The organism is Melissococcus plutonius ATCC 35311 (assembly GCF_000270185.1).
Lineage (GTDB): Bacteria > Bacillota > Bacilli > Lactobacillales > Enterococcaceae > Melissococcus > Melissococcus plutonius.
On the sequence record NC_015516.1, the window covers coordinates 1,606,017 to 1,624,393 of the forward strand.

General features: G+C 32.9%; 19 protein-coding genes. 1 reads left to right on the forward strand and 18 read right to left on the reverse strand.

All coding sequences use genetic code 11. The features are described from left to right. Positions 1–171 precede the first annotated feature (171 nt). The 16 genes from MPTP_RS07010 to MPTP_RS07085 form a co-directional block, all read right to left on the reverse strand. The gene (locus MPTP_RS07010; protein WP_013774425.1) at positions 172–351 is read right to left on the reverse strand and encodes a DNA-directed RNA polymerase subunit beta; all 180 of its coding nucleotides are present in this window, start codon (positions 349–351) and stop codon (positions 172–174) included. Positions 352–362: 11 nt separating this feature from the next. Beyond that, on the reverse strand, positions 363–1,667 hold the full coding sequence (murA, locus tag MPTP_RS07015; RefSeq protein ID WP_013774426.1) for a UDP-N-acetylglucosamine 1-carboxyvinyltransferase: 1,305 nt from the start codon (positions 1,665–1,667) through the stop codon (positions 363–365). 102 nt (positions 1,668–1,769) lie between these two features. Then, entirely contained in the window at positions 1,770–2,006 is a 237-nt protein-coding gene (locus MPTP_RS07020) for a DUF1146 family protein (protein WP_013774427.1), read from the reverse strand. 232 nt (positions 2,007–2,238) lie between these two features. Beyond that, positions 2,239–2,658: a F0F1 ATP synthase subunit epsilon gene (locus tag MPTP_RS07025; RefSeq protein WP_013774428.1), complete on the reverse strand. Its 420-nt coding sequence runs from the start codon at positions 2,656–2,658 to the stop codon at positions 2,239–2,241. 13 nt (positions 2,659–2,671) lie between these two features. After that, positions 2,672–4,078: a F0F1 ATP synthase subunit beta gene (atpD, locus tag MPTP_RS07030; protein ID WP_013774429.1), complete on the reverse strand. Its 1,407-nt coding sequence runs from the start codon at positions 4,076–4,078 to the stop codon at positions 2,672–2,674. Between the two features lie 52 nt (positions 4,079–4,130). After that, the gene (locus MPTP_RS07035) at positions 4,131–5,042 is read right to left on the reverse strand and encodes a F0F1 ATP synthase subunit gamma (RefSeq protein WP_013774430.1); all 912 of its coding nucleotides are present in this window, start codon (positions 5,040–5,042) and stop codon (positions 4,131–4,133) included. A 15-nt stretch (positions 5,043–5,057) separates the two neighbouring features. Next, positions 5,058–6,611, reverse strand: coding sequence for a F0F1 ATP synthase subunit alpha (gene atpA, locus MPTP_RS07040; protein ID WP_013774431.1), 1,554 nt, complete (start codon positions 6,609–6,611; stop codon positions 5,058–5,060). 28 nt (positions 6,612–6,639) lie between these two features. Next, positions 6,640–7,182 carry an ATP synthase F1 subunit delta gene (gene atpH, locus MPTP_RS07045; protein ID WP_013774432.1) on the reverse strand — a complete coding sequence of 181 codons (543 nt, stop codon included), beginning with the start codon at positions 7,180–7,182 and terminating at the stop codon, positions 6,640–6,642. Beyond that, complete coding sequence (atpF, locus tag MPTP_RS07050; protein ID WP_013774433.1) at positions 7,169–7,696, reverse strand: F0F1 ATP synthase subunit B; 528 nt, start codon at positions 7,694–7,696, stop codon at positions 7,169–7,171. Before atpF ends, atpH begins: the two co-directional genes overlap by 14 nt. Positions 7,697–7,839: 143 nt before the next feature. Further along, the gene (gene atpE, locus MPTP_RS07055; RefSeq protein ID WP_013774434.1) at positions 7,840–8,052 is read right to left on the reverse strand and encodes an ATP synthase F0 subunit C; all 213 of its coding nucleotides are present in this window, start codon (positions 8,050–8,052) and stop codon (positions 7,840–7,842) included. Positions 8,053–8,087: 35 nt separating this feature from the next. After that, on the reverse strand, positions 8,088–8,804 hold the full coding sequence (atpB, locus tag MPTP_RS07060; RefSeq protein WP_013774435.1) for a F0F1 ATP synthase subunit A: 717 nt from the start codon (positions 8,802–8,804) through the stop codon (positions 8,088–8,090). Positions 8,805–9,097: 293 nt separating this feature from the next. Then, a complete protein-coding gene (gene smpB / locus MPTP_RS07065) occupies positions 9,098–9,562 on the reverse strand; it encodes an SsrA-binding protein SmpB (protein WP_013774437.1) in 465 nt (154 codons plus the stop codon). Positions 9,563–9,570: 8 nt separating this feature from the next. Then, on the reverse strand, positions 9,571–11,925 hold the full coding sequence (gene rnr / locus MPTP_RS07070) for a ribonuclease R (protein ID WP_013774438.1): 2,355 nt from the start codon (positions 11,923–11,925) through the stop codon (positions 9,571–9,573). Between the two features lie 10 nt (positions 11,926–11,935). After that, complete coding sequence (locus MPTP_RS07075; protein WP_013774439.1) at positions 11,936–12,691, reverse strand: alpha/beta hydrolase; 756 nt, start codon at positions 12,689–12,691, stop codon at positions 11,936–11,938. A 173-nt stretch (positions 12,692–12,864) separates the two neighbouring features. Then, the gene (secG, locus tag MPTP_RS07080) at positions 12,865–13,101 is read right to left on the reverse strand and encodes a preprotein translocase subunit SecG (protein WP_013774440.1); all 237 of its coding nucleotides are present in this window, start codon (positions 13,099–13,101) and stop codon (positions 12,865–12,867) included. Positions 13,102–13,375: 274 nt separating this feature from the next. After that, positions 13,376–13,648, reverse strand: coding sequence for an N-acetyltransferase (locus tag MPTP_RS07085; protein WP_013774441.1), 273 nt, complete (start codon positions 13,646–13,648; stop codon positions 13,376–13,378). 329 nt (positions 13,649–13,977) lie between these two features. Here MPTP_RS07085 and MPTP_RS07090 point away from each other — a divergent pair, with 329 nt between their 5' ends. Next, the gene (locus MPTP_RS07090; RefSeq protein WP_013774442.1) at positions 13,978–14,601 is read left to right on the forward strand and encodes a glycosyltransferase family 32 protein; all 624 of its coding nucleotides are present in this window, start codon (positions 13,978–13,980) and stop codon (positions 14,599–14,601) included. A 151-nt stretch (positions 14,602–14,752) separates the two neighbouring features. On the opposite strand, the gene MPTP_RS07095 is transcribed toward MPTP_RS07090, so the two are convergent. Beyond that, complete coding sequence (locus MPTP_RS07095) at positions 14,753–17,206, reverse strand: HAD-IC family P-type ATPase (RefSeq protein WP_013774443.1); 2,454 nt, start codon at positions 17,204–17,206, stop codon at positions 14,753–14,755. A 320-nt stretch (positions 17,207–17,526) separates the two neighbouring features. Further along, on the reverse strand, positions 17,527–18,354 hold the full coding sequence (gene nadE, locus MPTP_RS07100; protein WP_013774444.1) for an ammonia-dependent NAD(+) synthetase: 828 nt from the start codon (positions 18,352–18,354) through the stop codon (positions 17,527–17,529). Between the last annotated feature and the right edge of the window lie 23 nt (positions 18,355–18,377).

An 18,377-nucleotide genomic window follows, 5' to 3' on the forward strand; every position in this document is an offset into this window, starting at 1 on the left:
TAAAGCGTAGAACCTTAGATTCCACACTTTACTTTGTTTAATGAAGAAATAAATAGACGTTATTCCTCATTTTACTCTTTTTATTAACCATTCAAGCAATTTTCAACTAAATAAAAATTTAAAAAATTAATTTATTCAATCTTTTGTAAATAGTCGTCTTAGTTAAGAATTTTATTTTTTGATAAAATCAAATATATGTGTCCATGTTCCTTCATTAAATATATCTTTTGAATTTCCGCTACCTATTAAACTATAACCAATCATTGTACCAATAACATATAAAATAATTACTAAGGCGATAACTGTCAAAATTTTTAAGATTGTTATAAAAATATAACGAAATGGACTCATTTTTTTCCTCTCTAGCTTACAATAGATATTTCTTTTTCAACAATTAAGTCATCATCAACACGTTCAACAATAGCACCTAATTGTTGAAGTTTGCTATGAAACTTGTAATAACCACGGTCTAAATACTTCAAATTAGAAACACGAGTAATACCATTTGCTCTTAATCCAGCTAATATCAAAGCTGCAGCCGCTCGTAAGTCTGTTGCTTGTACGGCAGCTCCTTGAAGAGCTTTGCCATTAGTACCTGTAATAACAGCAATATTTCCATCAATTTTTACATTGGCATTCATTCGTCGCATTTCTTCTAAATGTTGGAAACGATTCTCAAAAACCGTCTCTGTGACCACACTAACTCCCTGGGCAATTGATTGAATTGCTGTCATTTGTGCCTGAAGGTCAGTTGGAAATCCTGGATGTGGCAATGTCTTAATATCCGTAGGTTTAAGTACACTCGGTCCAATTACCCGAATGCCATTTATTTCTTCAGAAATTTTAGCACCCATTTCAGCCAATTTAGAAATTAAGGGACGATTATGTTCTAAAATTGCGTCTTCAATTAACACATTGCCTTCAGTCATTGCTGCTGCAACCATAAAGGTTCCTGCTTCAATACGGTCTTGAACAATAGAATGTTCAACCGCATGAAGTGAATCGACACCTTCAATTTGCATCATCTCAGTTCCAGCTCCTACAATTGAAGCACCCATTTTATTCAAAATATTCGCTAAATCAACAATTTCTGGTTCTCTAGCAACATTTTCAATAATGGTCGTTCCTTTTGCTTTAACTGCTGCCATCATGATATTTTGTGTTGCTCCAACACTAGGAAAATCTAAATAGATTGTATTTCCAATTAGTTCATCCGCAATAGCTTCAATATATCCATTTTTTTGAATAATCTTTGCACCTAATGCTTGGAAGCCTTTTAAATGTAAATCAATTGGTCGTTTGCCAATTGCACAACCGCCAGGCATGGCTACCTTTGCAGTTCCATTTCTGGCCAATAATGGGCCCATTACAACAATTGAAGCACGCATTTGGCTAACATACTCATAATTCGCTTGTATTCCTAGTGGTTCGGTAGCATCTAAAGTAATTTGATTGTTTGCTTGATCAAATGTGACCTTAACATTCAAATGGCTAATGACTTGATTCATCGTAAAAACATCGGACAAAATTGGCACATTGTTTAATGTCGTTATTCCCTCATCAGCTAAAAGGCTAGCAGCCAAAATTGGCAATACAGCATTTTTAGCTCCCTCGATTTTGACTGTTCCCTTTAATCGATTGCCGCCATGAATAATAATCTGCTCCATTTTGTTCCCCCCAAAATATGAGAATAGAGTCATCTATTCAAAATCTTTATTATTATATCATTATTTCTGAATAAATAGTACCCTTTTTTATTGTCCCATAAATTAAGAAAAAAACATAAAAAAAAGATTGCGAAATAATGCCATTAATTCTAGTAAAAAATAACTAACTGTATATCCTATAACAATAGCAATTATGCATAGAAAAATTTTAGCTTGCTGAACATGTTGAGATTTAAAGAGTTGTTCAATTCGTAATGCACCCAACGACCAAAATGCAATATAGATAAATAAAAGATGACAAACAATTCGAATAACTGATTCCATTCCATAAACTTGCACGTTATTTTCCCTCGCTTTAATTTTTAATTTAATTTTAGCATATTTTATACTAGATCGCTGAAAAAAATAACAACACTAACCAATCAATTTCTAAAGTATGGATGATCAAATTATATCAAATATATACCAATTCAAACCAAAAAATAAATAAAAAAATGATAAGTACTTTTTTATAAGTACTTATCACTTTTTTATTTATGTAAGCAATGCTTTTCATTATTACTTACTATGGTTATATGTGTTTAGATACGTTAATACGGTTAATTGCACGGTGTAAAGCAACTGTTGCACGTTTTAATTCATCTGTATCAGCTTTTTCTTGTGCTTCAGTCAATCTTCTTTCCGCACGCAGTTTTGCACGTTCAGCTCTTGAAACATCGATATCTCTTTCTCTTTCAGCTGAATCTGCTACAATACTGACAATATTATCACGTACTTCCATAATACCACCATTTACAGCAATCCAATCCACATGAGTATCAGTGTCTGTTCTTTTTATTTTTACTTCATCAATCGCTAAAGGCACTATGATAGGAGCATGGTCTGGCAAAATACCAATTTCTCCATCTGTTGTTTTAGCAACAACAAGCTTGGAATGGTGATCATAAATTAAACCACTGGGAGTTACAACATTGACAGTCAATTTATTCATGTGCCTTTACCTCCTAATTGCCTAATTGTTTTGCTTTTTCAATAGCTTCATCGATTTTACCTACATTACGAAATGCTTCTTCTGGAAGATCATCATATTTTCCATCAAGAATTTCTTTAAATCCTTTTACCGTTTCAGCTACTGGTACATAAGAACCTGGTTGTCCAGTAAATTGTTCAGCCACATGGAAATTTTGAGAAAGGAAGAATTGAATGCGACGTGCACGTCCAACTAAAACTTTTTCATCATCTGATAATTCATCCATTCCCAAGATAGCAATAATATCTTGTAATTCACGATATCTTTGCAACACATGTTGCACTTCTGTCGCAATATGGTAATGTTCTTCACCAACAATTTCAGGCGCTAAAGCACTTGAAGAAGAAGCCAGTGGATCTACTGCAGGATAAATACCTTGTTCAGTCAACTTACGTTCCAAATTCGTTGTTGCATCTAAATGGGCAAAAGTTGTTGCTGGAGCCGGATCGGTATAATCATCTGCTGGTACATAGATTGCTTGAATAGACGTAATAGAACCTTTTTTCGTTGAAGTAATTCTTTCTTGTAACTGACCCATTTCAGTAGCTAGGGTTGGTTGGTAACCAACAGCAGAAGGCATACGTCCTAACAAGGCAGAAACTTCTGAACCTGCCTGTGTGAATCGGAAAATATTATCAATAAATAATAATACATCCTGACCTTCGACATCACGGAAATACTCAGCAATAGTTAAACCTGTCAATGCAACACGCATACGTGCACCTGGTGGTTCGTTCATTTGTCCAAACACCATCGCTGTTTTTTCAATTACACCAGAATCTTTCATTTCATAATAAAGGTCGTTTCCTTCACGTGTTCGTTCACCAACACCAGTAAATACAGAAATACCCCCGTGTTCTTGAGCAATATTATGAATTAATTCTTGAATTAATACCGTTTTACCAACACCGGCACCACCAAATAGTCCAACTTTTCCTCCTTTTAAATAAGGAGCTAGTAAATCAATAACTTTGATTCCTGTTTCTAAAATTTCGTCACTTGTACTTAATTCTTCGAAAGTTGGTGCTGTTTTGTGAATACCACTACGTTTTGCTTCCTTTGGAAATGGTTTTTCCAAATCAATTGTATCTCCTAAAACATTGAAAACACGTCCCAAGGTTTCCTTACCCACTGGAACTGAAATGGATTTACCAGTAGCAATAACTTCCATTCCTCTTTGTAAACCATCTGTTGATTCCATAGCGATCGAACGAATGACCCCGTCGCCTAATTCTAAAGCTACTTCTAAGACGACTTTTTGTTTCTTTTCATCATTCTTATAAACAACTAATGCAGTATTTATATCTGGTAATGATTGATCTAAAGAAAATTCTATGTCCACAACTGGACCAATTACTTGAACAATCTTTCCTGAACTCATAATTTCCTCCTCCAGTCTTGATATAGTCACACATCTTTTGTGTAAGACCAGATTATTCTAATGCAGCTGCACCAGCTACAATTTCTGTGATTTCTTGTGTAATTGCTCCTTGACGTGCTCGGTTATAAGAAATCGTCAAATCACCAATAATATCTTGAGCATTATCTGTCGCTGTTTTCATCGCTGTCATACCAGCCGCATGCTCTGCTGTTTTTGCATCAATAATTGAACCATAAATCAAACTTTCTGCATATTGTGGCAATAATTGATCCAAAATAACATCCTCAGAAGGTTCTAAAATATATTCTTGTTCATATGTTTTTGCCTCATTAGGATCTAGATCTGAAATTGGCAACATTTTTTCTACTCGAAATTGACTTGTCAATGAATTAATATGATGATTGTAACAAACATACAATTCATCAAATACTTCATTCTGATACATAGAAGTTGCAGTAGAAACAATTTTACGTACTTCATTAAAGCTAGGCTGATCACTTAATCCTCTTAATTCATAAGCAATATCCAATCCTCTTGCTTTAAAAAAGTCAGCACCTGCACTACCAATTGCAATTAAGCTAAAATCCTTATTTGCTTTTTTATCTTCTTCTATTATTGTCATTGTTTGTTTTAAAATTGAACTGTTATAGTTTCCGACTAATCCTTTATCTGAGGTAATCACGATATAACCAGTTTTCTTTACAGGACGTGTAGTAAGCATAGCATGATAATTTATACTTTCTTCACTATCTGAAAAAGAATTATCTGCTAAATCATTTAATTGAGACGCGACTAAATGGGTAACAACAGAACGAACCTTTGCAGCATATTGTTGAAAATTCTTAGAGGCAACTTCTGATTTTGTCAGTTTTGACGCAGATACCATCTGCATCGCATTTGTAATCTGACTCGTTTTCTTTGTAGAAGCAATTCGTTGTTTTATTTCATTTAATGAAGCGGTCACTGCTTGTCACCTCTCTTATCCATTAGTTACAGTTTCAGACGCCTTAGCTGTTTTAGAATTATTAGTAGATGTTGAAAATACATCTTTATATTCTTGAATAGCTGCATCAAGGTCTTTTGTATCTGGTAAGTCCTTTGTTTTTCGAATTGTTTCAAACAATTCAGGATGCTTGCCATCAAGGTAATCAAATAATTCTTGTTCAAATGTTAAAATATCATCTACATTAATACTATCTAAGAAGCCATGTGTCAATGCATACAAAATAACAACTTGCTTTTCAACTGATAATGGTGCATGTAGTTTTTGTTTTAAAATTTCAACCGTTCGACGTCCACGATTTAATTTTGCTTGTGTTGCAGCATCTAAATCCGAACCAAATTGGGTAAATGATTCTAATTCGCGATAGCTAGCTAAATCTATACGTAAGGTACCAGCAACTTTTTTCATTGCTTTGATTTGAGCAGAACCACCAACACGTGATACGGATAAACCAGCATCAATTGCTGGACGGGTACCTGCATAGAACAAATCACTTTCCAAGAAGATTTGGCCATCAGTGATAGAGATAACATTTGTTGGAATATAGGCAGAAATATCTCCAGCTTGAGTTTCAACAAAAGGAAGAGCGGTCATTGAACCACCACCTAAATCATCACTTAATTTTGCTGCACGTTCCAATAAACGAGAGTGTAGATAGAAAACATCACCCGGGTAAGCTTCACGACCTGGTGGACGACGAAGTAATAATGAGAGTTCACGGTAAGCAACTGCTTGTTTTGATAAATCATCAAAAACAATTAAGACATGTTTACCATTATACATAAATTCTTCGCCCATCGCTGTTCCAGCATAAGGAGCAATGTATAATAAAGGTGCTGGTTGAGAAGCTCCTGCAGTTACAACAATCGTATAATCTAAGGCATTGTATTTACGAAGTGTTTCAACTTGGCTACGCACAGTAGATTCTTTTTGCCCAATTGCCACATAGATACAAATAACATCTTGACCTTTTTGGTTAATGATTGTATCAATTGCAATGGATGTTTTACCTGTTTTACGATCACCAATAACTAATTCACGTTGTCCACGACCAATTGGTACCAATGCATCAATCGCTTTTAATCCTGTTTGTAAGGGTTCATTTACAGATTTTCGTTGCATAACCCCTGGTGCCATTGCTTCAATTGGACGAGTGTGATCTGTTTTAATTTCACCTAAACCATCAATCGGTTGGCCTAATGGATTAACAACACGACCAATCATTGCTTCCCCAACAGGTACTTCCATGATCTTACCTGTTCGTTTTACTTTATCTCCTTCACGAATGGTGTCAAATTCGCCTAAGACAATAATACCAATATCATTTGTTTCTAGGTTTTGTGCCATACCGTATGAACCATTAGAAAATTCTAATAATTCACCACTCATAGCATTTTCAAGACCATAAGCACGAGCAATCCCATCACCTACATATGTTACAGTGCCGATTTCTTCTACCTCTAATTCTTGTTGGTAGTTTTCAATTTGCTTTTTAATCAGTGCACTAATTTCTTCTGCTTTGATAGCCATTCAATTCACCTCTTTAATGTGCTGAAAATCATTTTAATAGTAATTGTTGCATCTTTAATAATTGGCTATGAACACTGCCATCGATCACCTTATGATTTGCCTCAATGATTGCACCACCAATAATTGTTGGATCAATCAAATTAATGAACTGAGCTTGTTTATAACCTAAAATTTTAGCTGCTTTTTTTTCTGTTAATTGGTGTTGTTCTTTTGTAAGAGGAACAGCTGTGATTACCGTTCCTAATATTAAACTTTCATGTTCATCGAATCTTCTTTCATATTCATCGATCATTAATAATAAATCATTCATTCTACCATAATTATAAACAACTCTTAAAAAATTAAGTGTAATCCCAGTAAAATTATCAAACAATGGTTGAACAATTTGCTTTTTTTCATCCAGTGTTAATCTTACATCACTTAACATATTGCCTAAATCTGGTATTTGATGATAAATTTCACGTAAAGACAATAAATCTTGATAGATATTTTCTATTTCGTTTTTTTCGATTGCCAACTCAAATAAAGCTTTACCATAACGTCTACCTACAGTAAATTTATCTAGCTTCATTTGATTTACCTAAACTTTCGATATACGAGTTAATCAATGCTTCATGAGAAGCTTCTGATAATTCTTTATTTAAAATTTTCTCAGCAATTTCAATAGAAAGTTTTGAAACATCTGTTTTAATAGAAGCCATTGCTTCGTCGTGTTCTTGAGAAATATCACCACGAGCTTTTTCTTTTAAATGAGAAATTTCTCCATTTGCTTCATTTAATAATTTCTGACGTGTTTGTTCGCCACTTTCCTTGGCATTCTTGATAATTTCAGCTGCATCAGATTTAGAAGATAACAATTGTTGTTGGCGTTCTTGTTCCATCTTAGCTGCTGCTATTCGAGATTGCTCTGCTGAATCTAAATCGTTGGCAATTTTGTCTTCACGTTTTTTTAACATGTCCGTAACTGCTCCCCAAGCAAACTTCTTTAAGAGGAGCATCAAGATCAAGAAGGCACCAGTAACAACAATGATTGTTCCCAAAGTTGTACTTGGTTTCACTTCTCCGACAACTAAATTATTTAGCATGAAGTTTCAACTTCCTTTCTTGCAATACTCGTAATCCAAGCAACTAGTTATTTATGTTTTTGCTTGTATTATGGATAATAAATAGAAGAAAGCAGTAACGACGTTCCTAAAAACCAGCGTCCTGCCTCCATTATGCTCATTAATTATTTGAATACTAATAATAAAGCGATAACTACACCTAAAATAGGCACAGCTTCAATCAAAGCAACTCCAATGAACATAGTTGTTCTTAATTGACCACTCATTTCTGGTTGACGAGTCATTGATTCAATTGTTTTAGAGATAACTTGACCATTTCCGTATGCTGCTCCAATTGCTGCTCCAAGTACTGTGATTGCTGCTCCGATAAAATTCATTTTTATATTTCCTCCTAAAGTAATTAATTGTTTTTTTATTCTTCTACTTCAATTTTATGTGCCATATAAACCATTGATAATGTCACAAAAATAAATGCCTGAATAGCACCAATAAATAATGAGAATGCAAGCCAGATCATTTCTAATGGAATTGCCAATGGTAACGTCCACCAGCTAATACCGACCATACTTGCAATAAGTCCCAATAATACTTCACCTGCGTAAATATTTCCATATAAACGAAGTGCCAAGGTCAATAGATTTGTAAATTCTTCCAAAATTTTGATAGGTAATAAAAAGCCGACTGGTTGTAAGAAACTATTTTTAAAATATCCTTTAAACCCAAAACGACTAGCGCTAAACAAATGGGTAAGTATAATCATAATCAAAGCTAGTGACAAAGCAACTAAAGGATCTGCTGTTGGACTTTTCCACAAACTTAAATCATTTCCTACAACAACTTTTGTTACAAGCCCAAGAGTATTGGCAACCAACACAAACATGAAAAGAGTAAATGCTAACAAATGAAAATTAGTGACTTCCTTACTAGGTAAGTTGTCAGTAATAATTCCTTTGACAAAGTCTATCAGCATTTCAATTAAATTTTGTTTTCCCTTTGGTTTTAATTGTAAATTCCTTGTACAGATAGTAACGAAAGCAAAGACAATAATACATGTCAGTAATACCATCAGACAAATGGTTCCATCAAACCAAACTGGACCAATTCTGAAAAGTAATGTCTTTTCTTCCAAACTTTCTCACCTCTTTTCCAATAATATTTTAAAAATGGTAACCCTTTGTGTCATAATCCTTTGATATAATACCACCAATAATGAAAAAATTCAATTTCATGAAAATTATTTTTCATTTTTTCTATTTAATCTCAATAAATGAAATCAATAGGGTCTTTATGCATGGAAATTTTTCTAAATGGATTATTGAAAAAATCATGAAAATATATATAAGTTTCCTATATACTCTATCAAATTTTAAAACAAAATTAAAGATAGAAAACAAAATATGCAAAAAAGAATAATTGATAAAACTATTGCTGTTTATTTTTTAATGTACGACTAATTTGTCGATCTATTTCTCTTCGTTTTAATGTTTCACGCTTATCATACTGTTTTTTGCCCTTTGCTAGACCAACGAGTACCTTTGCATAGCCATCTTTCAAGTAAACCTTAAGTGGAATCAAGGTAATCCCTGTATTTTTCGTTTCACCAATTAATCTTTTTATTTGCCTTTTATGCATTAACAATTTTCTTGTACGAAGTGGATCATGATTGAAAATATTTCCCTGCTCATATGGACTGATATGAACATTATAAAGAAAAGCTTCCCCATTTCGAATACGGACAAATCCATCCTTTAAATTAATTCGACTATTTCGAATCGATTTAATCTCAGTTCCTTGTAAAACCATTCCTGCCTCGATTGTGTCAAGGATTGAATAATCATGTCTAGCTTTACGGTTTTGTGCGATTAACTTTCCTTCTCCTTTAGGCATTTCCTTCTCTACTTTCTATTTTTTACTTTTTTCTTTTTTGCAACTTCCTTATAAAAAGGTTTTTTCCTATTTTTTTTCTTCTTATTGGTTTTATCTGCTACTGTTTGCTTTTTTGGCGAATTCTTTTTCTCTGTCTGTTTCTTATAATGATTTTTACTTCTTCGCTTATATTTTTCTGGTACCATCAAGGCATCTACTTTTTCTACTTCCAATAACTCAAAATCAATTTCTCTAGTATCAGGATCGGCTTTTTCAACCCGTACACTGACCTTTTGTCCAATTTTTAAAGTTATACCAGTCCGTTCACCAACTAAAGCCAAATGCTTTTCAATAAAATGAAAATAATCTTGCTTTAGATTATTCACATGAATCAACCCTTCAATGGTATTAGGCAATTCAACAAAGATTCCGAATTTAGTAACAGAACTAATAATTCCGTTGTATACCTCACCAATCTTTCCTGCCATAAATTCTGCTTTTTTCATAGAATCAACTTCACGTTCCACTTCTGTTGCTCTGCGTTCCATTTGTGAACTATGATTAGCGATATCAGGCAATTGTGTTGCCCATCTTTCTTTTGTTTTTTCTGAGCTATCTTGGTTATAAGTATGAATTAATCGATGGACGATTAGATCTGGGTAACGACGAATTGGTGAAGTAAAATGTGTATAATAGGTAGCAGCCAAACCATAGTGACCATAATTATTCTCAGAATAACGCGCCTGTTGCATGCTACGTAGTAAGATAGTATTTACTACTGCTTCCTCTGGTCTACCCATTACTTTTCTTAATGCTGATTGTAAATCCTTTGGTGTAATTTCACTCTTAGATCCCTTAATGAGTATTCCCAAAATTGAAATAAAATCAAAAAAACGTTGCATTTTCTCTTCTTTTGGCTGTTCATGAATTCGATAAATAAAAGGTAACTTCAAATCATGATAATGCTTGGCAACTGTTTCATTGGCGATTAACATGAATGATTCCACGATACGCTCACCAATACCTCTTTCTCTTAATTCAATTCTTTGCGGTTCTCCTGCTTCATTAACGATGATCCTAGATTCATGATCATCAAATGAAAGTGCGCCACGCTGCTCCCGCATTGTTGATAAAATCAGATGAAGTTCTTGCATTTCTTTAAACATAGGTACTAAAGATTGATAATGTCTCATTGTTTGTGTATTTTGGTCTTCTAAGATTTCATTGACTGCTGTATAAGTCATTCTCTCAGCGGTTTGTATGACACTTGGAAAAATTTCATGATGGACGACTTTTCCTTGGTGATTAATTTCCATTTCACAACCTAACGTCAGTCTAGGTACCTTTGGATTCAATGAACAGATGTCATTGGATAAACGCTGAGGAATCATAGGAATCACACGATCAATCAAATAAACACTTGTACCTCGTTCATAAGCTTCTTTGTCAATAAAACTTCCTTCTTTAACATAATGAGAAACATCAGCAATATGAACGCCCAAGTAGTAGTTGCCATTGTTTAGTTTTTTAACCGTTACTGCATCATCTAAATCTTTAGCATCCTCACCATCAATAGTGACAATTTGCTGATCTCTTAAATCTTTTCTATTTAATAATTCCTCTTCAGTAAAATTATCTGATAAATAATTCGCTTCCTCTATGACTTCTTCTGAAAAAGCTACCGGGATATCATGTGCTATGATAGTGGATAAAATATCTACGCCTGGATCATCTTTATAACCAATGATTTTTTTTGTAATTCCCCTTAATTGTTGAATATAGCACTTTTCTGGATAGTGAGTAATCTCAGCAATAACGATACTACCATTTATTGGCTTAATGCCTTCAGCAACAATTGTCACTGTAAATCCAGTTAATTTTTTATCTTTAGGCACCATATAACCATAAGCATGTGTCTCTTTTATCTTTAACTCATCATAAGCAAAAAACTCACCTACTAGCTGGGTAATTGCTCGCTGCTTGATTGCCGTTATCTTGCCTTCTGCTACATGATTTGTAAATATATCTTCAGATTGGACAATTTTTACTTCAACACTATCACCATTCATAGCGTAATTTACAGCTTCTTTTGGAATGTAAATATCTGGTTCTTCTGGATCAATTGTCACAAAGCCAAAGCCTCTTTCATTGGCACGAAAAGTTCCTTCGACGGATAATCCATTATTTGGTAATAAAATTCTACCTTTCTTGTTAAAGACAATTAATTTTTCCTGCTCTAGGGCTGCTACTGCTTGAACAAGCTGTTTAAAATCTTTGCTACTTTCTAATTCAAGTCCCTGTGCAATTTCTTCCATTGTAAGTTTCTTTTTTATATTTGTTTCTAAAAAGGTCAGAACCTGTTCTTTTATTGTTTTTTTACTCAATTGTTCTACCTCAATTCCAAGATAATGTTGTTAAAAAATGCAAAACATCTTTTTCTAGTTTTTTATGTTCAGGGCCTGTAGTAATGACATGACCACTATCTGGATACCATTGTAAAGTGAAAGGTATCTGCGTTAATTTCTTAATTGTGTGAAAACTACCATTCCTATCAATCATTTGATCACAACCAGATTGTGCAATAAAAACCGGTCGTGTAATTTCTGATAATTGATCTGTAATTTTTTTTGAAAATGATTCAAGCCATTTTAACTGTTCAAGCATGCGAGGCTTTATTTCCGCTAACCGATACTGTATTTCACTGGTTGATAAATTATGTTTTATCAATAACTGTTCTGCATATAACATAAAGTTCTCTGGAACATGATTTTCACAAGGATAAATAGGGGAACAAAAAGAACCACCACCTATTAAACTATCGATATTTTTGGTTAATGCATCCATTGCAAATAATCCACCCATTGATAGACCCAAAATTGCTATCTGCTCATACCCCTTATTATAAAGAAATTGAATGGCGTCTAATGTTTCTTGTCGCCAATCTTCTGGCGATCTATTAAGAATATCTTCTGGTATCAATGTTCCATGTCCAGAAAAGTTCGGTGCGTACACTGTATAGCCTTCTTTTTCTAAAAAGCGACTCAACAATCGAACATCATTGCTGCTACCAGAATAGGCATGCAATAATAACACCGATCTAGATCCATTTTCTGTAAATAGGGATTTTGGTAATTGTTTTGTTCTATTCAAAGTACCACCTCATCATTATTCTATCATACTAGCTAGTAAAAATTATGTGAAATGTTATATTAGTATAATAGGTTTAAAAGAAAAAAGACCAGAAAGCAAGTATGACAACTAACTATTCCAGTCTTATTATTTACAATTATTTGTATTTATCAATGAATCATTTAATTCATGTCTTATTTTGTTGATAAGAAAGCAAGTATAAAAAGCAAAAACATCCAAATACCACCTAAAATCGTAGTTGAACGTTGCATTACTGCTTCAAATCCACGTGCTTTTTGTTTTCCAAAAAGTTTATCTGCTCCACCAGTAAATGCACTTGCAGCACTGTTTTGTTTACTAGGTTGCATCATAATGGTCAAAACAATTAAGACAGAAAGTATTAATATAATAACTAATAATAAACTGTACATAATTAAACTCCTCTATTCTGAATACTTCTTATTCATTTTAACACAAATGCTAAACAAAGACTAGCCCAATTTGTATTTTCCATAAACTACCTAATCATAAAAAATCAAAATTAAATAATCAATTTGAATTTCCCATTCTAGTATGTACTATAAATAAATTGACCGCTTTTTTTAAATATGCCATACCTATAAAACTGAATAATTAAAAATATTTATTGATCTATTTTGCATCTCTATGTCTGTTTAATTTTAAATAGTTATCATTGATTTATGACTAGTTATTTTTTTCAAAAACAGCCATGTATTCATCATTTTTTTCCAGTTCATTTTGAACAAAAGGACAACCGGGAATAATTTTTTTCTTTTCTTCTTTTGCCTTTTCAACAATCCTGTTTATCAAATCTTTTGTCATTTTCTGATAAGCAGGATGCATATAAATATGATAAGGAACTATAGCGTTTGTTTCTTGAGACGACCAAGTAATTTCACCAACCTTAAATGTTCCATCATATAATGTGATCTGATTTTTTTCATTTTTAAATTTCATTCTGATTTTCCACCTTTCTGGTCCAAAATAGTATAGTTAAAAAATAATTAATCATCCATCTACCAATAAAATTAGGTCAAATAAACGATCAAAAGAATAAAAATCTGATTTATCCTTTTCTACCTTATTAGATTAGAAGAAATTTACCAACTAATCCATTAATAACTAAATTTTCTGACAATAATTAACATTAACTACCTGATAAAGTCAAATTGATAATATAATAGATAAAACAAGTTATCTATTATAGGCCTTAAGGCATTTCATTCGCAAATTTGGTAAAAAGATTCTATCATTGTAGATAAATAGCAGCCTAAGGAGGAAACAATATGATTCCCAAAAAAATTCATTATTGCTGGTTTGGTGACAAACCACTGAGTGATAAAGAAGAAAAATATATGAAAAGTTGGCAACAATATTGTCCTGACTATGAAATCAAACGATGGAATGAGAAAAACTTTGATATTCAAGCCTTTAGTTATGTAAAAAAAGCCTATGACCTAAAGCAGTGGGCATTTGTCTCAGATGTCGCCAGATTATACGCTTTAATGACCGAGGGAGGTATCTATCTTGACACAGATATGGAAATTATTCGTCCATTAGATTATTTTCTACAATTTCCAGCATTTTTAGGATTTGAAATTGAAACACGTATTTCAACTGGTATTATGGGTAGTGAAGCTCACCATCCTTTTATCACGGAACTTTTTCATGATTATGAAGAAAGACCTTTTCAACGTGCCGAAAAAACAGAAGATGTAGAAACAAACGTTATTCGGATCACTAAAATTTTACAAACCTATGGACTAAAACCAAATAATACAAAACAAAGAATTAGAGATATCGAGATTTTCCCTAGAGATACATTTTCACCAAAAAATTATTATACAAGGAAAATCGATGCAACTGAAAATACTTATGCGATTCATCAATTTTCAGGTTCCTGGCTATAATTTATCAATAATAATATTAAGCTATTACATCGTATTACCTAAAAAAATCATAACTACCTATAAATATGCCAAAATTATTCATTTTAATTTGATTATTTTGGCATATTTATTCTACCCAGCTAATGAGGATTATCTATTAAAATTACTCTTTTTAACTTCTTTTATTTCTACCTTTGTACTTTAGCAACTGATGAGCTATTTTACCCATAATTAGAGAAATATATTTGAAAATGGAACGACTTCCTAAAATTAAAGGCAAATAGAAAGAAACATTTCGGTTGAACAATGTAGTATACATAAAGAAACCACCAAAAAATAAAAAGCATGATAAAAAGGTAGCAAATAATAGATAGATCATTACCTTTTTACGTAGGTCTAACGGACGAGCTACCCGATATAAAACCAAAAAGCCGACACAACCTGTTAGCAATACACACATAGTTGATATTTCTTCGTGAGAAAGATGAAACCATCTTCCAATTAATTGAAGCAACAAGATATCAAAAATAATTGTTATCGATCCTGGTACAGATATTTTTAAAATATTTGTTAGAAAATTACCCTTGATCCGTTCATAACTTGGACGTAGAGCCAAAATAAAAGAAGGAATACCTACAGTTAGAGTGTTAATTGGTGTTAATTGTAAAGGAGCAAACGGATAAGGTAAAGCAATAAAGATAAACATAACAGCTAAAATAGCAGAATAAATGGTTTTTACCATATACATAGAAGCAACACGTTCAATATTATTAATTACCCGACGACCTTCATAAAGAACCTGAATCATTGAACTAAAATTTGAATTTAACAAGACAACATCAGCTACGGCTCTAGCAGCATCACTACCACTTGCCATTGCAACACTAACATCAGCTTCTCTTAATGAAAGAATATCATTTACTCCATCTCCCGTCATACAAGTGGTGTGATTATTTTGTTTTAGCGCAATAACCAATTCACGTTTTTGATAAGGCGTTACTCTACCAAAAACAGTCGTTTCTTCAACTAATTTTTGATAATCCGTATCTTTATCAATTTTGCTCATATCTACGAAGGCTTCTGCATTTTGTATACCAGCCTTTTGTGCGATTTTTGAAACAGTGATTGGATTATCACCAGAAATAACTTTTAATGTAACTTCTTCATCTTTAAAATATGAAAATGTTTCTGTTGCGTTTTCACGAATTGTATCTAGTAGTACCAGAATAGCCATCGTTTGAATCTGTTTTGGTAATTGTTCATCCTTTAATTCATCTGAAAAAGAGGCCAAGATCAAAACTCGATTGCCAGTTTCATTCAACTCTGTAATTTGTGTATTAAGTTCTGCTGGAACTTCTTGGTAAATAAATTCTGGAGCGCCAATAACATAGGAGCCTTTTTCCTCAAACGTAACGCCACTCCATTTTCTGGATGAAGAAAAAGGAATAGTATTTTCTGCTTGCCATTTTGCTTTAGTGAGCGGATATGCCTTTCGAATAGCCTGAGCAGTCGTATTTTGATCCGGTAATTCTAACATTAATTCGCTTAAAGCTTCATCTACTTGTTCTTTGGTACCTTTTTGAATAATAGCTTCTTGAAAAGACAATGTGCCATCTGTAATTGTTCCTGTTTTATCTAAACAAATTATATCCACTCTTGCTAGAGTTTCTATACAAGATAAACGTTGAATTAATGTCTTTTTCTTTGCTAGGTTTGCAGCTCCTACTGCAAAAGCGACACTGGTTAAAAGCATGAGCCCTTCTGGAATCATACTAATAAGCGCACCTGATACACCAAGAACAGCTTTAGAAAGTGAGCCAGTTGAATGAAATTGCGACCAAAAAAGCAAGAGACCAATAGGAATGATAGCAATTGTTAACCATTTAATCAGCAAATTTAATGAATCCATTAATTCAGAAGTTGATTGTTTTTCTGACTTTGCTTCTCTTGATAATTTTGCAACAAAGTTATCTTCACCTACAGCAGTAATTTGAATAAATCCAGTACCAGCTGTAACAAAACTACCACTCATAACAGAATCATCTACCTGTTTAGAAATGTTATCAGATTCTCCGGTTAATAACGACTCATCTATTTCAAGTCCTTTTGTGTATAATACCTTGCCATCAGAAGGTATCTGGTTCCCAGTGGTTAAAAACAAAATATCATTCAGTACAATGTCTTCTTGATAAATTTGTTTTATTTTGTTTTCACGTACGACAGATACAGTTGAACGATTAACAATAGATAATTGATCAATCGTCCGTTTAGCATGAATTTCTTGAAAAACACCAATAGCAGTATTAACTAAAATAACCCAAAAGAACAAGGCGTTTTCAGGATAGCCAACTAAAAATACCGAAACAGCTAAAAATAAATTAATAAAATTAAAAAGAGTTAAGGAATTATCTCTGATAATTTGTGCAGTTGTTCTTGAAATATTTTCTATCTCTTTATTATAATTACCTTTTTCCACTTGTTGTTTTACTTCTTGTTCTGAAAGACCAGTTATATTTTCAGGAATTTGGATTTGGGTGTCATTGGTCAAAGAAGAATTTTTTTTCATTGATTGCTTATCTCCTAGTAATTGTTCATTAGGTGTCTTTTTAGAAAAAAATCTTTTCATTCTTAACTTCACACTCCCCTTTTCCACAGTTTAGATGATTTCATTTATCTTTTCATACATTTGACAAAAATTTTTATTATTCTTAATCTATATGAAAAAAGAGAGCGGAAAAAGAATTTCACGCTCCAATCACTTGTTATTTTAACATACAAGTGTTTTATCCAAAGTCACTAAGCTAGTTTCAACTCCTTGGTTGGTTAAATAGCCATCAATAGATAAAGGTATTTCATTTTATCATTCATGATATTCTTTCTTTTTTCTTAATTGTGGATTTTTTGTTTATATTTACACAATATAAAGTAAAAATGTTTAATTTCTTGCTATTTCCAAAAATCATCAAAAATTGTTATGGGTAAATGACGTTTATGCTGGGTTTTCTTGTATAAATTTTCAATCCTTTGTTGCGCTTTCTCTGAAACAATTTTCCCCTCAAGATAATCATCTATTGTTTCATAAGTGATTCCCAAAGCTGTTTCGTCTGCTAATAATGGCTGATTGTCTTCTAAGTCAGCCGTAGGTATTTTATTATATAAGCTAGCTGGTGCTTGTAACTCCTTTAATAATGCTTTTCCTTGACGTTTATTCAATCGAAAGATTGGTAATAAATCAGTACCACCATCACCATATTTTGTGAAAAAACCAGTTAGACTCTCAGCTGCATGGTCTGTTCCAATAACTGCCCCAACTGTTTCACCAGCAACAGCATATTGTGTAATCATTCGCTGCCTAGCCTTAATATTTCCCTTATTGAAATCATTGATAATTATTCCAGCTTCAATTAACGAAGCAATTTCAGCGTCGACAGCGGGTTTGATATCTATACAAAGTGAACGATCGGGTTGAATAAAAGCAATTGCCTGTTTGGCATCTTCCTCATCTGCTTGCGTACCATATGGAAGACGAATTGCAATAAATTGATAATGACTATTTTGAGTTTCTTTACGCATTTCTTCCATTGCTAATTGTGCCAAACACCCAGCTAGTGTTGAATCCTGTCCACCACTGATTCCTAAAACGAATGTTTGCAGAAATGAATTTTTATATAAATAGGTTTTTAGAAAATCAATACTTTTTCGAATTTCTTCCTTTGGATTGATTTTAGCTTTGACACCCAATTCATCAATAATTTTTTTCTGCAATGGTTCCATTCTGTATCCTCTACTTTCCTAAA

Coding starts and splice junctions, on each gene's coding strand:
- MPTP_RS07010 (WP_013774425.1), bottom strand. CDS start 351: ATGAGTCCATTTCGTTATATTTTTATAACAATCTTAAAAATTTTGACA.
- murA (WP_013774426.1), bottom strand. CDS start 1,667: ATGGAGCAGATTATTATTCATGGCGGCAATCGATTAAAGGGAACAGTC.
- MPTP_RS07025 (WP_013774428.1), bottom strand. CDS start 2,658: ATGAATAAATTGACTGTCAATGTTGTAACTCCCAGTGGTTTAATTTAT.
- atpD (WP_013774429.1), bottom strand. CDS start 4,078: ATGAGTTCAGGAAAGATTGTTCAAGTAATTGGTCCAGTTGTGGACATA.
- atpA (WP_013774431.1), bottom strand. CDS start 6,611: ATGGCTATCAAAGCAGAAGAAATTAGTGCACTGATTAAAAAGCAAATT.
- atpH (WP_013774432.1), bottom strand. CDS start 7,182: ATGAAGCTAGATAAATTTACTGTAGGTAGACGTTATGGTAAAGCTTTA.
- atpF (WP_013774433.1), bottom strand. CDS start 7,696: ATGCTAAATAATTTAGTTGTCGGAGAAGTGAAACCAAGTACAACTTTG.
- atpE (WP_013774434.1), bottom strand. CDS start 8,052: ATGAATTTTATCGGAGCAGCAATCACAGTACTTGGAGCAGCAATTGGA.
- smpB (WP_013774437.1), bottom strand. CDS start 9,562: ATGCCTAAAGGAGAAGGAAAGTTAATCGCACAAAACCGTAAAGCTAGA.
- secG (WP_013774440.1), bottom strand. CDS start 13,101: ATGTACAGTTTATTATTAGTTATTATATTAATACTTTCTGTCTTAATT.
- MPTP_RS07085 (WP_013774441.1), bottom strand. CDS start 13,648: ATGAAATTTAAAAATGAAAAAAATCAGATCACATTATATGATGGAACA.
- MPTP_RS07090 (WP_013774442.1), top strand. CDS start 13,978: ATGATTCCCAAAAAAATTCATTATTGCTGGTTTGGTGACAAACCACTG.
- MPTP_RS07095 (WP_013774443.1), bottom strand. CDS start 17,206: ATGAAAAGATTTTTTTCTAAAAAGACACCTAATGAACAATTACTAGGA.
- nadE (WP_013774444.1), bottom strand. CDS start 18,354: ATGGAACCATTGCAGAAAAAAATTATTGATGAATTGGGTGTCAAAGCT.